The sequence below is a fragment of the Gordonia sp. WA4-43 genome (genome assembly GCF_020520305.1).
Taxonomy (GTDB): domain Bacteria; phylum Actinomycetota; class Actinomycetes; order Mycobacteriales; family Mycobacteriaceae; genus Gordonia; species Gordonia hongkongensis.
Window position 1 is genome coordinate 862,024 of record NZ_CP084736.1, and the last position, 11,939, is coordinate 873,962.

The 11,939-nt window shown below is 63.8% G+C and carries 14 protein-coding genes; 9 read left to right on the forward strand and 5 right to left on the reverse strand.

Translation table 11 applies throughout. The features are described from left to right. Nucleotides 1-95 precede the first annotated feature (95 nt). From LEL84_RS03950 to LEL84_RS03965, 4 genes are all read left to right on the forward strand, one after another. Entirely contained in the window at nt 96-317 is a 222-nt protein-coding gene (locus tag LEL84_RS03950) for a hypothetical protein (RefSeq protein ID WP_055476921.1), read from the forward strand. A 5-nt stretch (nt 318-322) separates the two neighbouring features. Beyond that, entirely contained in the window at nt 323-688 is a 366-nt protein-coding gene (locus LEL84_RS03955; protein WP_139115549.1) for a hypothetical protein, read from the forward strand. Then, the gene (locus LEL84_RS03960) at nt 685-1,026 is read left to right on the forward strand and encodes a hypothetical protein (protein WP_055476904.1); all 342 of its coding nucleotides are present in this window, start codon (nt 685-687) and stop codon (nt 1,024-1,026) included. The genes LEL84_RS03955 and LEL84_RS03960 overlap by 4 nt, the downstream gene beginning before the upstream one ends. 189 nt (nt 1,027-1,215) lie before the next feature. After that, on the forward strand, nt 1,216-1,659 hold the full coding sequence (locus LEL84_RS03965; RefSeq protein WP_156354350.1) for a hypothetical protein: 444 nt from the start codon (nt 1,216-1,218) through the stop codon (nt 1,657-1,659). Between the two features lie 9 nt (nt 1,660-1,668). Here the strand turns inward: LEL84_RS03965 and LEL84_RS03970 are convergent, their stop codons facing one another. After that, entirely contained in the window at nt 1,669-2,007 is a 339-nt protein-coding gene (locus LEL84_RS03970; RefSeq protein WP_055476903.1) for a hypothetical protein, read from the reverse strand. Nucleotides 2,008-2,190: 183 nt separating this feature from the next. On the opposite strand from LEL84_RS03970, the gene LEL84_RS03975 reads away from it, so the two are divergent. Both LEL84_RS03975 and LEL84_RS03980 read left to right on the forward strand, forming a co-directional pair. Next, the gene (locus LEL84_RS03975; protein WP_078111946.1) at nt 2,191-2,541 is read left to right on the forward strand and encodes an ArsR/SmtB family transcription factor; all 351 of its coding nucleotides are present in this window, start codon (nt 2,191-2,193) and stop codon (nt 2,539-2,541) included. Continuing rightward, the gene (locus LEL84_RS03980) at nt 2,528-2,869 is read left to right on the forward strand and encodes a DUF3703 domain-containing protein (RefSeq protein WP_055476920.1); all 342 of its coding nucleotides are present in this window, start codon (nt 2,528-2,530) and stop codon (nt 2,867-2,869) included. Before LEL84_RS03975 ends, LEL84_RS03980 begins: the two co-directional genes overlap by 14 nt. Nucleotides 2,870-2,961: 92 nt before the next feature. On the opposite strand, the gene LEL84_RS03985 is transcribed toward LEL84_RS03980, so the two are convergent. After that, nucleotides 2,962-3,621 carry a DUF5134 domain-containing protein gene (locus tag LEL84_RS03985; RefSeq protein ID WP_055476902.1) on the reverse strand — a complete coding sequence of 220 codons (660 nt, stop codon included), beginning with the start codon at nt 3,619-3,621 and terminating at the stop codon, nt 2,962-2,964. A 55-nt stretch (nt 3,622-3,676) separates the two neighbouring features. On the opposite strand from LEL84_RS03985, the gene LEL84_RS03990 reads away from it, so the two are divergent. Then, nucleotides 3,677-5,740 carry a cytochrome c oxidase assembly protein gene (locus tag LEL84_RS03990; protein ID WP_226513391.1) on the forward strand — a complete coding sequence of 688 codons (2,064 nt, stop codon included), beginning with the start codon at nt 3,677-3,679 and terminating at the stop codon, nt 5,738-5,740. Here LEL84_RS03990 and LEL84_RS03995 read toward each other — a convergent pair. Next, nucleotides 5,678-7,924, reverse strand: coding sequence for a heavy metal translocating P-type ATPase (locus LEL84_RS03995; RefSeq protein ID WP_055476901.1), 2,247 nt, complete (start codon nt 7,922-7,924; stop codon nt 5,678-5,680). The two genes, LEL84_RS03990 and LEL84_RS03995, sit on opposite strands and share 63 nt — an antisense overlap. Before the next feature lie 162 nt (nt 7,925-8,086). On the opposite strand from LEL84_RS03995, the gene LEL84_RS04000 reads away from it, so the two are divergent. Both LEL84_RS04000 and LEL84_RS04005 read left to right on the forward strand, forming a co-directional pair. Then, the gene (locus tag LEL84_RS04000) at nt 8,087-8,458 is read left to right on the forward strand and encodes a BlaI/MecI/CopY family transcriptional regulator (RefSeq protein WP_055476900.1); all 372 of its coding nucleotides are present in this window, start codon (nt 8,087-8,089) and stop codon (nt 8,456-8,458) included. A gap of 4 nt (nt 8,459-8,462) precedes the next feature. After that, nucleotides 8,463-9,395, forward strand: coding sequence for a M56 family metallopeptidase (locus LEL84_RS04005; protein WP_055476899.1), 933 nt, complete (start codon nt 8,463-8,465; stop codon nt 9,393-9,395). 357 nt (nt 9,396-9,752) lie between these two features. On the opposite strand, the gene LEL84_RS04010 is transcribed toward LEL84_RS04005, so the two are convergent. Together LEL84_RS04010 and ctaD are read right to left on the reverse strand one after the other, a co-directional pair. Next, nucleotides 9,753-10,028, reverse strand: coding sequence for a hypothetical protein (locus tag LEL84_RS04010; RefSeq protein ID WP_055476898.1), 276 nt, complete (start codon nt 10,026-10,028; stop codon nt 9,753-9,755). Next, nucleotides 10,025-11,815, reverse strand: coding sequence for a cytochrome c oxidase subunit I (gene ctaD, locus LEL84_RS04015; protein ID WP_055476897.1), 1,791 nt, complete (start codon nt 11,813-11,815; stop codon nt 10,025-10,027). The genes LEL84_RS04010 and ctaD overlap by 4 nt, the downstream gene beginning before the upstream one ends. Between the last annotated feature and the right edge of the window lie 124 nt (nt 11,816-11,939).

Here is an 11,939-nt window from a genome sequence, read left to right on the forward strand (position 1 = left end):
GGGCTCACCCCCGCCCACCGCAGTGTCGCCGACGCGAGACTGTCGGACCACTGTGCGACAGTGCCTTACAGGTGAACCAATCCGAAAGGTGAGTGATGATCGAGTCACAGTGGATCGCCCGTTGGCCGGAGTTGTTCTCAGGACTCACCGATCTGCAGGTCCGCGGTGTCGTGCAGGCGATCGACAACAACGTCCTCGACGGCTGGAACCCGCAACGTGACGACATTGAGTTCCTGACCCGCTCGGCACGCGGCGAGGTCACTGAGAACGAGGAAGTCGCCGAAGTCCTCGCGCTCATCGCCAACAGAAGGAAATAACACCTATGGAAACCACGGCGATCATCCTGCTCTTTGCCGGAGCCGTCACAATAATCACCGCCGGGGTAATTCGGCAACGCGTTAACCGTTTTCAGCCTCGCCCACACAAGGACGCCGCGACCGCTGTTGCCCGTGCACGGCAATTCCAGCGAGTTGCGATGACCTTTGCGGCGATCACAGTCGTATGCGGCGCCACCGCAGCCGCCCTCAACGACGGAAACACCACGACGTGGGTGTGCGGCGCTGTGGTGCTTGTTGCGGGAGCGGTCGAGTGCTTCCTCATTGCGCGGGTTCGCATTCCCGATGTCCAGCACCTTCGTGCCCTCGGCTTCGACACCGGTCGAACCAATCCGGAAGGACAACGCCGATGATCCTTGCTGCTGACGCCAACTTTCCCGACACGTCGATCGTCCCGTCCGGCGCATGGGGCGCGGCCGTGGGATGGGTGATGATTGCGGTGTTCTGGGTGGGCGCGGCGACTATCGGACTCATACTCGGAGGGCGCCAGACACCGAGCGAGGACGGCGAGTCTCGCTCTTTCATCGTCATGACCCTGCTGATCCCTGCGGCGATCATGATTGCCGGGCTCATTTTCTTCCGCACGGTGCTGCCATTCCCCCTGGCGATCGTCATCGCCGTGGGCGTAGGCGTCGCGGCGTTTGTCGCGTTGCGCATGAAGTTCTTGGGTGCGTTCCGACGCCGAATATGACAGCGGTACAGGGATACCCGTCATCTGCGCCGTAGTAGGCCACAGCCCCACCCTCGCGACGGAAACCCAACGGCTACCCGATGGGCATACCCGTCAACACACCGGTACCTTCTGCCGGCGGTGCGCATCGCGCATCGGCGATTGAGCCACCAATCACGCCTGTTCAGACCGTGAAGAAAGGACGCCGCATTGAATCAAGCGGTAGCGGCCGGATTCGTCTGGCAGATCCTGCTCCTGAGCGGCCTCGTCTACTGGTCGAGATTCGGCGTGGCCGCTGTCATAGACGCGGCAACACAACCTGTTCGGGCGGTGCGCTGGCAGCCGCACCCTGAGCTTGGACCTACACCGCCGCCCGCCCGGTTCAAATGGACCACCGGCCTGGTCGGCCTGGCTACCCTGCCCGTCGGCGTGCTCCTCGCTGGCTTCTGCGCGCTCTGGCGGATTACCGCCACCGCGTGGCCGTCGGGAGTCTTCGTCGGGGCAGGATGGACGCTAGCCATTCTCGGGTGGTTGGCGTTGCTGATGGCCGGCGAACTGTCGATCGCGAAAGAACTCGGACCAGGGCCCACTATCCGCTCAGCACTACATCGGCACCGCAATCGGAAACACCTCAGCTCGTCGAGACCGCAGTGACCGCTGGTCTCACCCGTAGACGAGGGAGCCAAACAGTGCCGCCTGAACAATGGCGTCTGCATCTGTCGCGTCGATGGTCTCGGCATCGTGGGTGCGGACAGCGGCGGCGATCCTACGACGCTGCACATCCGGAATCATTGCTGCGCCATTGACGATGGAGTTCACGCCCCGGGCGATCGTGTCGAGCGTGATCACGTGCGGATCGCCGGAGCTTTCCTCGACAGTCGCTCGCGGATCACTGCTCCAGCGATAGTCGGTACAGGTCGACCAGTAGCCGATACCGCCTTCAAGTGCGCAGGTGTAAACGTCGCACAGGAACTCGGTGCGCACCGTGGTCCGCGTTGCCATGATCGGTCTCCTTGAACTGCTAGTTCGCGTTGCATTACGTCACTGGTGACGTAATATAAAGCAGCACAACATATTTCGCCGATAACTTATGCTATGTCAGGCACAGGCAAAGGATTATGCCTTAATCGAGCCGGACGGAAGTCCTGACCTTTACTGTTCAGATGTGCGTGAATACATCGAGTCATGTATCATTTTGGCGTGAGCACGGTGGTAGAAGCGCAGCATGACGCGTTGACGAGGTTTGGATACGCACTATCCGATTCGACGCGAACGCAGGTGTTGGTTCGGTTGCGCCATGGTGGAGCCTATCCGGCGGACTTGGCTGAGGCGATTGGGGTGTCGCGGCAAACGTTGTCGAATCACCTGGCCTGCCTACGGGGATGCGGTTTGGTGGTCGCGGTACCTGAGGGTCGACGGAGTCGGTATGAACTGGCTAATAGCCGGATTGGTCATGCACTCGACGATCTACTCGGGCTGGTACTTGCGTTGGATGATCCGTGCTGCGCCGAGGAGGCTGGCGATGGCTCGCATTAGTGAGGCAGCCCGTGACCTCTACCGGGCAGAGATGGCAGCGGCCGCCGCCGCCGAGGTGGCAGAGCAGCGCTGGCACCATCTTGAACGCGCCCACATCGTGTCCCAGCCGGACCCGTGGTTGCATACTCAGAACCACATTTCGATGTTCAGATTCGCTGTGCACCAACATGATCGGCGCGAAGCGCTCGGCCAGGTGGTGCGCATCATCGTTTCCGCTCCCGGATCGCTGAGCGGACGCTACCCCGAGGGCAACACCGGACGTGTTGCCGCCGGTCTGATGCGCCCGATGCCGGTTCCCGGCGATATCGCTTCTGCGTTACGGTCATGAACAGCCGCAGACGCGACAGTGATGAGCATGCGCTGCGCGGCGGCCGTAGCGATATCGGGAATGACCGCTCACTCTGAGGCTCGGGTGGCCTGTCAGAGTAGAGCGGCGAACATGATTCCTGTCCCACCGGCGGTTAACGTGTGGCATATCCACGAGAACTCTAGATGCGGGCGGCGAAGCGTCGCTACAGCGTTTGACAGTGGTGGCGCTGGGGCCGCGGTGCGTGGCAGCTGAATTGACCGGGCTGCGCAGTAGAGGGTGAGCGCGAGGAAGCCGAGCACGAGTAGCAAGGTGACCGACCCCATCCACATGGGATCTGATGACGGGCCGTGCAGCGGTGTCATCTCGTTGATGGCGTCGGCCCCCGACGGGCCTCCGTGGTGTGCGGGGGCGGTGGCAGCGGGAACGGCGGATGTGGAATTGTGCCGGCTCATCACCGCATACATCCACACCATCGAGGCCATCATCACTGCGGTAGAGACGTAAAGCCGCCGCGCGGTCGTCTTCGGCACCGCGAAGACGACCGCGATTGCTGTGGCGAGAGCGAAGAGCAGCATCAGAGGCAGCAGTGGGAGCTGATTGCCTTGTGGCCACGCCATGACGATCATCGCCAGCGACATCAGGAGCATGAGGCAGTGCACGACTGAGAGCCGCAGGTCGCTGCGGTGGGCGGCTAGGGTGCGAATGCTGTCGATCGCTCCGATCGCGAACATGGCGGTGACGATCCACCGCAGGAGTAGGTCGTCGATCACCGCGGCCCTCGATCCATGTGAGTTAACTACTATGCGCAGTAGTAGCATACGGTTGGTGGGCGAATCAAAGGCGTTGCCGGAGGCTGACACCTCGTCAATCCAGTCGCGACTGCTGCGCGCAGTTCCTCTTCGGGTGGTGGCGCCGTTGCTGGTCGGTGGGCTGATGCTGGTGTTGGCGGTGTACGCCTGGGCGTCCGGGGCCACTCGCTATGTCGAGAGTGCGGATCCTTACCCGGGGATGGGTACGGCTGTGGCCGATGTGGTCGGCAATTTTGCTGGCTTTGCGTTGGCTGCGGCGGTCCTCGGAGGGTTAGTTTCGGTGGTGCTCACCGCGTCTTCCGACTCGCAGGGGTTCATTGACGCTGCGGTGTATCCGGTGTTTCGCCGCGTCCGCCGCGCTGCAGGGTTTGGTGTGGTTGTTGCGGTGCTGATGGCGGTTACGTCGGCCGCGGACACCACTGGTGTGTCCGTGGGCGCGATGGTGTCCAGCGGCAAGGTTGGTTACGCGTTCAGTGTGAGTTTGCCGGCGCTGGCGTGGCTGGTTGTGGCGGCAGCGGGTGTCGTGGTGCTGGTCGGTTCGGTGTCGCTGCGGTGGTCGGTCCAGGTGGCGCTGGTGGTTCCCGCGACGGTCGGGGTGCTCGCGCTGCCTGTGGTCGGTAATGCCGCGCAGGGGCCTGACCACGATTACACGACCGGCGCGGTGATTGTGTTCGCGGCGAGCTTGGCGGTGTCGGTGGGGCTGCGGTGGGCCGACCGGTTTAGGGCTCGTGGTTTGGGGTCGGCGACCATCGACAGGGCGGCCGACCGACGTGTCAGCTATGTCGTCTTGGGCGCCGATGTGACAGCTCTGGTGGGCGCGGTGTGTGTGGTGGTGCTGCTGCGGACTCCGGGCGTGTGGTCGTCGGCTTTCGGTCGCGCTGCGGGGCTGTTGGTGGGTGTACTGGCGGTGCTTGTGATCGCCGATGTTGTGCGCCTGCGCCGGGGTGTGCCGATGTCGGCAACTGCTTCTTCCCTTGCCGCGGGGGCTGCGCTGGCAGCGGTGGCGTGTTGGGCGGTGATGGACACCCGGGTCGCACCCGGGTTGATTGCCCACCCATTCACTGCGTGGGACGTGTACCTGGGTTATTCGCTTCCTGGCCCGCCCGGTGTCGGGTCGCTGGTGTCGTTGTGGCGTGTTGATCTTGTGGTGGGTGTGGCAGCGGTGGTGAGCGCCGTGGGATATGTCGTAGCCGCCAGGCGGGAGCGGGGCGGTGGACATCGCTGGCCGATACGGCGGACCGCGTCATGGGTCACGGGCTGCGCTGTGGTGGTGGTATCCACCAGCTCCGGATTGAAGGCCTACGGCAATGCTCTGTTCAGCGTGCACATGGCCGAACACACGGCTTTGACCATGATCGCACCTATTCTGCTGGTGGGTGGCGCACCGATCACGTTGCTGTTGAGGGTGCTGCCAACGGCAGGTAACACTGGTGGAGCGGCGTGCCGGCGGGGACTGCTGACTCTGCTCGGCTCTGGAGGCGTGCACCTACTGCTCAATCCAGTTGTCGCGTTCGCGTTGTTTGTGGGCTCGTCGTTTCTGGTGTACTTCACACCGGTGTTCGACGTACTCGTCCGCTACCACTGGGGGCACGTCTTGATGAGCGTGCTGTTTATCACCCTTGGGTACCTGTTCTTTTGGGTCTCTGTGGGGATCGACCCGGGCCCCAAGCAGTTGCCGATTCTGGCGCGCCTAGGTCTGCTGTTCGCCGTCATGCCTTTTCACGCCATTTTTGGTATCGCACTGATGACCTCCACGACGGTGATCGGTGAATCCTTCTACAGCCAGTTGCAACTGCCGTGGGGTCCCGACCTCGCGCGCACGCAGTGGGCGGGCGGTGTGGTGGCCGCAGTGATCAGCGAGATTCCGATGGTGGTGGTCTGCCTGGTGCTGTTGGTGCAGTGGGTGCGTGCCGAACGCCGGCCCGATCTGCCCGAGTCCGTCGCCATTGATGGCAGCGACTCTCGAACCGTCGCAGCGATGGTGTCTCAGCTGGCACCGACCCAGCAACTGTCACCCTCAGTGGTCTACACGCGCGAAGTTCTGCAGACGCAGGCTGTTGGAGACGACGAAAAACGATGACAAGGCCATTGCCGCCCCGGCGATCAGGGGGTTGAGCAGTCCAGCGGCAGCAAGCGGCAGTGCGGCGATGTTGTAACCGAACGCCCATGCCAGATTGGTGCGCATCGTCCGTCGGGTGGCCGAGGCGAGGTGCAGGGCCAACGCGACGGTGGTGAGATCGTCGCGCACCAACACGATGTCGGCGGCGCCGATAGCGACATCGGTACCGCCACCGATAGCAATGCCCAGATCCGCCGAAGCCAGAGCGGGCCCGTCGTTAATGCCGTCACCGACCATCGCCACACAGGCACCGCTCCTGCGCGCGTCGTCGATGATGGCCACTTTCTCAGCCGGGAGCACCCCGGCGGTCACGTCATCGATGCCGACCTGCGCTGCTACGCGCTGCGCTGCGCCGGCGTTGTCGCCGGTGACCAACAACGTGCGAAGTCCCATGCGGTGCAACTCATCGACTGCCTGGCGAGCAGAGGGTTTGGCGCTATCGCGAATGTCGATGAGGCCCCGAACTGCATCGTCGACCGCGACGTACACCGCGGTGCCACCAGAGCGTTCGACGTCAGCGCGCTGCGCGTCGAGCGCGGCAGGCACCGCAGCGGTACGGGCAATCCACGTCGGCGAGCCCACCTGCACCCTCAGGCCGTCGATCACTCCACGCACGCCACTGCCGACGTCGGTGACCACCTCGACCGGTGCAGGAAGGGACTGCGGACCGGCCGCTGCGGCGATAGCGGTAGCGATGGGGTGGCTGGTGTGCTGCTCGAGTGTCGCGGCCCAGCCAAGGATCAACTCCGTGCTGTTGTTGTCGACGGTGTACACGCCGCTGACCTGAGGTCGCCCATTGGTGAGAGTGCCGGTCTTGTCGAAGACCACCACATCGATCGTCCCGGACAGTTCCAATGCGGAATGCCCTTTGAGGAAGATTCCCAGTTGGGCGCCGCGCCCGGTGGCGATCACCAGGGCCATCGGCATGGCCAGGCCCAGCGCGCACGGGCAGGCGATGACCAGCACGGCCACCGCGGCGCTCACGGCGTGCTCCCAGGACGCTCCGGTTAGTGACCAGCCCACGACAGTGCTCACAGCCAGGGCGATGACGCATGGTACGAAGATCGCGGCGATACGGTCAGCGACCCGTTGAGCGCGGGCCTTGGCCATCTGTGCGCTATCGACCAGCGCGATCATCTCCGCAAGGCGTGTGTCGTCACCGACTGCAGTGACTTCCACCCGTAATCGCCCGTCGAGGCAGGTAGTGCCCCCGACTGCGGTGGAGCGGTGGTTGGCTGATACTTGCACCGGCGTCGTCTCTCCGGTCATCGCACTGAGGTCCACACTGGCTGTGCCCTCGATCACATGCCCGTCCGAGGGAATGGTCTCACCCGGCAGCACGATGAGTCGTTGACCGACTTTGAGTTCCGCCAGGGGTATGAGCATGCTCGTACCCCCTGCACACTCGACGCGGGCCTCGGTTGCGCGTAGCGCGGCCAGCGCGCTCAATGCCTGGACAGCTTGTGTGCGGGCACGCGCTTCGTAGTAGCGTCCCGCCAGCACGAAGACCGTCACGCCGGCGGCAACTTCGAGGTAGATCGAGTCACTGGAGAAGATCGCTGACCACACCCCCTGACCCGCGGCAGACATCGCATCGGCCGAGAACATCGAATACATCGACAGGGCGGTCGCGGCCAGCACTCCCAGGGAGACGAGCGTGTCCATCGTGGCCACACCGGTCCGCAACGTACGCACCGCGGTGCGGTAGAACGGCCACGCACAATAGGTCACGACTGGTGCGGCAAGCGCCACCAACACCGCTTGCCACCCGGGAAAACGCAGGTCCGGGATGACGGCGAGCACTACGGAGAGGTTGGCCAGCGGCACGAACAGGGCCAGCGCGACGATCAGTCGGGTGAACAGCGCCTTCGCCGTCGACGCATCCTCGTTGACAGGAGGAGCCTGCTCGGTCAGTTCCGTAGCCGAATAGCCTGCCGTGTGAACAGCGTCGATCGCATCGGCCACGCCTGCGTGGCTATCGAGTTCCACGGTGGCCCGCCGAGTAGCGTAGTTCACCGAGGCGCGTACGCCGTCAATCTTGTTGAGTTTGCGTTCCACTCGGGCTGCGCACGCACCGCAGGTCATGCCACCTACATCGAGTTGGATGCGGCGGGTCGAGTACGTGTCGTCAACGAGGTCGGTCACGAGTGGCGCTTTCAGTAGGCGGTGAGGTGAGTCATGGCACCGCAGGAAATGCGAAAAGTGTGTCAGATGGTGGCGGCCAACCTGGCGAAGCCACCTTCGGCTACTAAGCAGGGTAGTTTGTTCTAGACTGGCAGCAAAGACAAGGCGATCAGGCAGGCGACGGTGACTCAATTGGGTTCGTTGGAACGCGCAGTGATGGACGTGCTGTGGGGCGCTTCTGCGGCGATGAGTGTGCACGACATTGTCGATGCGTTGGCCGATCGCGATCTGGCGTACACGACGGTGTTGACCGTGGTAACCAATCTGCACAAGAAGGGCTTCGCCGGACGCGAGAAGATCAGCCGCGCCTACAGGTACTTCCCGTTGCAGTCGCGGGAGGAGGCGACGTCGCAGACACTGCGACGGGTGCTCGATGCCAGCGGCGATTCCACGGCGGTCCTGATGCATTTCGCGCGGATGGTTACCCCCGAGGAGCGCGAGGTCCTTAGCGAACACTTGTCCCGGACGCGGACGGATCGTCCGAGAAGGCGCTGAGAGTGTGAGCGTTGCTTTGGCCCACCTGGTGGGCGCGGCCGTGCTGGGTGTGTTGGGTCCTTACGTTCTCGACCGATTGCCACAGCGATGGTCACCGCGGGTAGTGATCACCGCATGGGTCAGCAGCATTGCCACTGCGGTGGGACTGCTTCTCCTGTCGGCGCTGTCGGCCTTATGGCCCGATGCGCCGCCTGCGGAGCGTTTCGTCGACACGTTGGCTCGGTGCGCTGGCGCTGTCCTGCATGCGGTGCGCGACGATTTCAGCCAGGTGTATGGCATCACCGTCGCCGTCGTGCTGTTCGCCGTGGTCGCTCGCACCGCGATGTCGTGCGCTCGTCACACGCGCGATGTGCAACGTGTGCAACGCCTTCATCGCGACGTCGTTGCGGTGGTAGGCAGCACCGAACCCGATACCCCCGACGTACTCTGGATCGATCATCCCCACCCCATGGCCTACTGCGTCGGCGGACGCAGCGGTTTCGTGGTAGCCACCAGCGCGCTGCGCACACGCGTGCCGGCCGAGGCGCGGGCAGCAGTACTGGCACACGAGTTCGCCCATCTAAGGTCTCGTCACGACCGGGTCCTGGCGGTCTGCGACGTCATGGCACGTGCTCTGCCCTTCGTACCGCTGTTTCGGCGGGCGCCAGCGGCGGTCGCGGCCCTGATCGAAGTGGATGCCGACATGTCGGCAGCCCGGGTCACCAGCACGGCTGCGGTACGCAGCGCACTGGCCCATGTCACCGGTCAGGGCGTAGGCCCCGGGACCCCCATGCAGCACTCCACGCGCTACCGGCTGCGCATGCTCGACAATGGCGTGATCGAGCCGACCAAATCGAAGTACGCAGCGGCGAGTGTACTGCCACTTCTGGGTGCCGCATTGTGTACCGTTGCAGCACTTCCGGTGCTCTCAGTTGTTGCGCATGGGCTCACCGCGTGAGTCCCCGCACCGCCACGTTCACTCTTCAGCAGTTAGTGTCGCAAACCCGGTGACGTTTCGTTCATCTGCGCCACCGGTAACGACGACCTTCACCGGCGCGTGTCTCATGGTGTTGCGCGCACGCCCCGCGCGCGCCGCCCCCGCGAGGCCCAGAGTGCATCTTCGCCATCGGACCCGCCAGCCGAGAGACTGTCGCAACAGGATGCATAATCCACGTCACCAGGGTCATACCGGGATCGCGTCAGCTATGCATCGGGGCGTGCAGTCTCGACATGGCCCACGTGGCGCTGTGCAGCACCACGCCCCGCAGGCAAGGCTCTGATCACGCAGAGTTGGGCCGATGGATGACGCGACCGGCTACCGCCGCAGCGCACGGCCGCGCGCTGGTTGTGCTGTGCGGGCCGCGATCGCGGCTGCTCCGCGGGCCGCGCAGGCTGCCGCGGTCGCCGCGATCAGCCACAGCAGCAGGGGAGTGCCCTGAGCGAGGACAGAACCCGCGAGCAGGGTCAACGCAAAGGTCATCAACGCGGTGTAGCCGACTGCGAGGATGGCGAACCATCGAGGAACGGTCAGCGGGCGGCGCGATCGCGGGACGGCGGCCTGGTCGAGGGCAGGGAAGGGGGAGTTGTTCACGGTCGGCTCTCCGGGTCGGGATCTGTAGATGCTTCATGGTCTCCGGTGGTCAGCGGCGCACGGCGGACTTCTTCTGCGGTCTCGCTGGGTTCACCGTGCCGTGTGCCGACGTGAGCTTCGGCGCGCATCCGCTCCACCATGTGCGGGTAGTGCAGTTCAAACGCTGGACGCTCCGACCGGATGCGGGGGAGTTCGGTGAAGTTGTGGCGCGGCGGTGGGCAACTGGTGGCCCATTCCAGGGAGTTGCCGAAGCCCCATGGATCGTCGACGGTGACGACCTCGCCGTAGCGGTAGCTGCGGAAGACGTTCCACAGGAACGGCAAGGTCGAGATGCCGAGGACGAACGCGCCGGCGGTGGAGATGATGTTGAGCGTGGTGAAGCCGTCTGAGGGCAGGTAGTCGGCGTACCGGCGGGGCATGCCTTCTGCTCCGAGCCAGTGTTGCACCAAGAAGGTGAGGTGGAAGCCGATGAACGTCAGCCAGAAATGGATCTTGCCCAGGCGTTCGTCGAGCAGACGTCCGGTCATCTTCGGGAACCAGAAGTAGATGCCGGCGTAGGTGGCGAACACGATGGTGCCGAAGAGGACGTAGTGGAAGTGGGCCACCACAAAGTAGCTGTCGGAGAGTTGAAAGTCGATGGGTGGGCTGGCCAGGAGCACACCGGTGAGTCCGCCGAAGAGGAAGGTGACCATGAAGCCGACCGAGAACAACATCGGTGTCTCGAACGTCATGTGGCCCCGCCACATTGTGCCGATCCAGTTGAAAAACTTTACGCCCGTCGGCACCGCGATCAGGAACGTCATGAAGGAGAAGAACGGCAACAGCACGGCGCCGGTGACATACATATGGTGTGCCCACACCGCGACCGATAGGGCGGCGATGGCGAGGGTGGCGTAGACCAGTCCTGAGTACCCGAACAACGGTTTACGGCTGAAGACCGGGAAAATCTCGGAGACGATGCCGAAGAACGGCAGCGCGATGATGTAGACCTCGGGGTGGCCGAAGAACCAGAACATGTGCTGCCAGAGAATGGCGCCGCCGTTGGACGGATCGAACAGATTCGCGCCGAATTGACGGTCGACTTCGGCGCCGAGCAGTGCCGCGGTGAGCAGCGGGAACACCAGCAAGATCAGGACACTGGTGACCAGGATGTTCCACGTGAAGATCGGCATGCGAAACATCGTCATTCCCGGTGCGCGCAGACAGATGACCGTGGTGACCATATTGACCGCGCCCAGGATGGTGCCCAAGCCGGACACTGTCAGTCCGAGAAACCACATGTCCGAGCCGACGCCGGGTGAGTGAATGGCATCGCTGAGCGGGGTGTAGGCGGTCCAGCCGAAGTCGGCGGCACCACCGGGGGTGATGAAGCCGGCGATCGCGATGGTCGAGCCGAAGACGAACAGCCAGAAGCCGAGGGCGTTGAGCCGCGGGAAGGCGACGTCGGGAGCGCCGATCTGCAGGGGCAGTACGAAGTTGGCGAAGCCGATCACGATGGGGGTGGCATACATCAGCAGCATGATCGTGCCGTGCATGGTGAACAGCTGGTTGTACTGCTCGGTCGAGAGGAACTGCATGCCCGGCGTCGTGAGCTCGCCGCGCATCAGCAGCGCCATCAGGCCGCCGATGAGGAAGAACGCGAAGCACACGACGATGTACATCATGCCGATCAACTTGTGATCGGTCGTGGTCAGCAGCTTGTAGATGAATGACCCTCTGGACTTGCGCCGCTCGGGGTAGGGCCGCGTAGCGACCACCTCGGGTGGGCGCGGGGACACCGCGGTCATCAGGCCTCCATCTGAGTCGGACAAACGGTGGCCCTGATCGAGCAACACGCGCATCCTGCGTGCGACTTCCCGGGCCGTAACTACGGACTGTAGTCGATTAACTACTAGGTAGCATAGTTGGGCC

What these genes read in the sequence shown, in the direction of transcription:
- LEL84_RS03950 (WP_055476921.1), top strand. Translation starts at nt 96, where the DNA reads ATGATCGAGTCACAGTGGATCGCCCGTTGGCCGGAGTTGTTCTCAGGA.
- LEL84_RS03955 (WP_139115549.1), top strand. Translation starts at nt 323, where the DNA reads ATGGAAACCACGGCGATCATCCTGCTCTTTGCCGGAGCCGTCACAATA.
- LEL84_RS03960 (WP_055476904.1), top strand. Translation starts at nt 685, where the DNA reads ATGATCCTTGCTGCTGACGCCAACTTTCCCGACACGTCGATCGTCCCG.
- LEL84_RS03970 (WP_055476903.1), bottom strand. Translation starts at nt 2,007, where the DNA reads ATGGCAACGCGGACCACGGTGCGCACCGAGTTCCTGTGCGACGTTTAC.
- LEL84_RS03975 (WP_078111946.1), top strand. Translation starts at nt 2,191, where the DNA reads ATGTATCATTTTGGCGTGAGCACGGTGGTAGAAGCGCAGCATGACGCG.
- LEL84_RS03980 (WP_055476920.1), top strand. Translation starts at nt 2,528, where the DNA reads ATGGCTCGCATTAGTGAGGCAGCCCGTGACCTCTACCGGGCAGAGATG.
- ctaD (WP_055476897.1), bottom strand. Translation starts at nt 11,815, where the DNA reads ATGACCGCGGTGTCCCCGCGCCCACCCGAGGTGGTCGCTACGCGGCCC.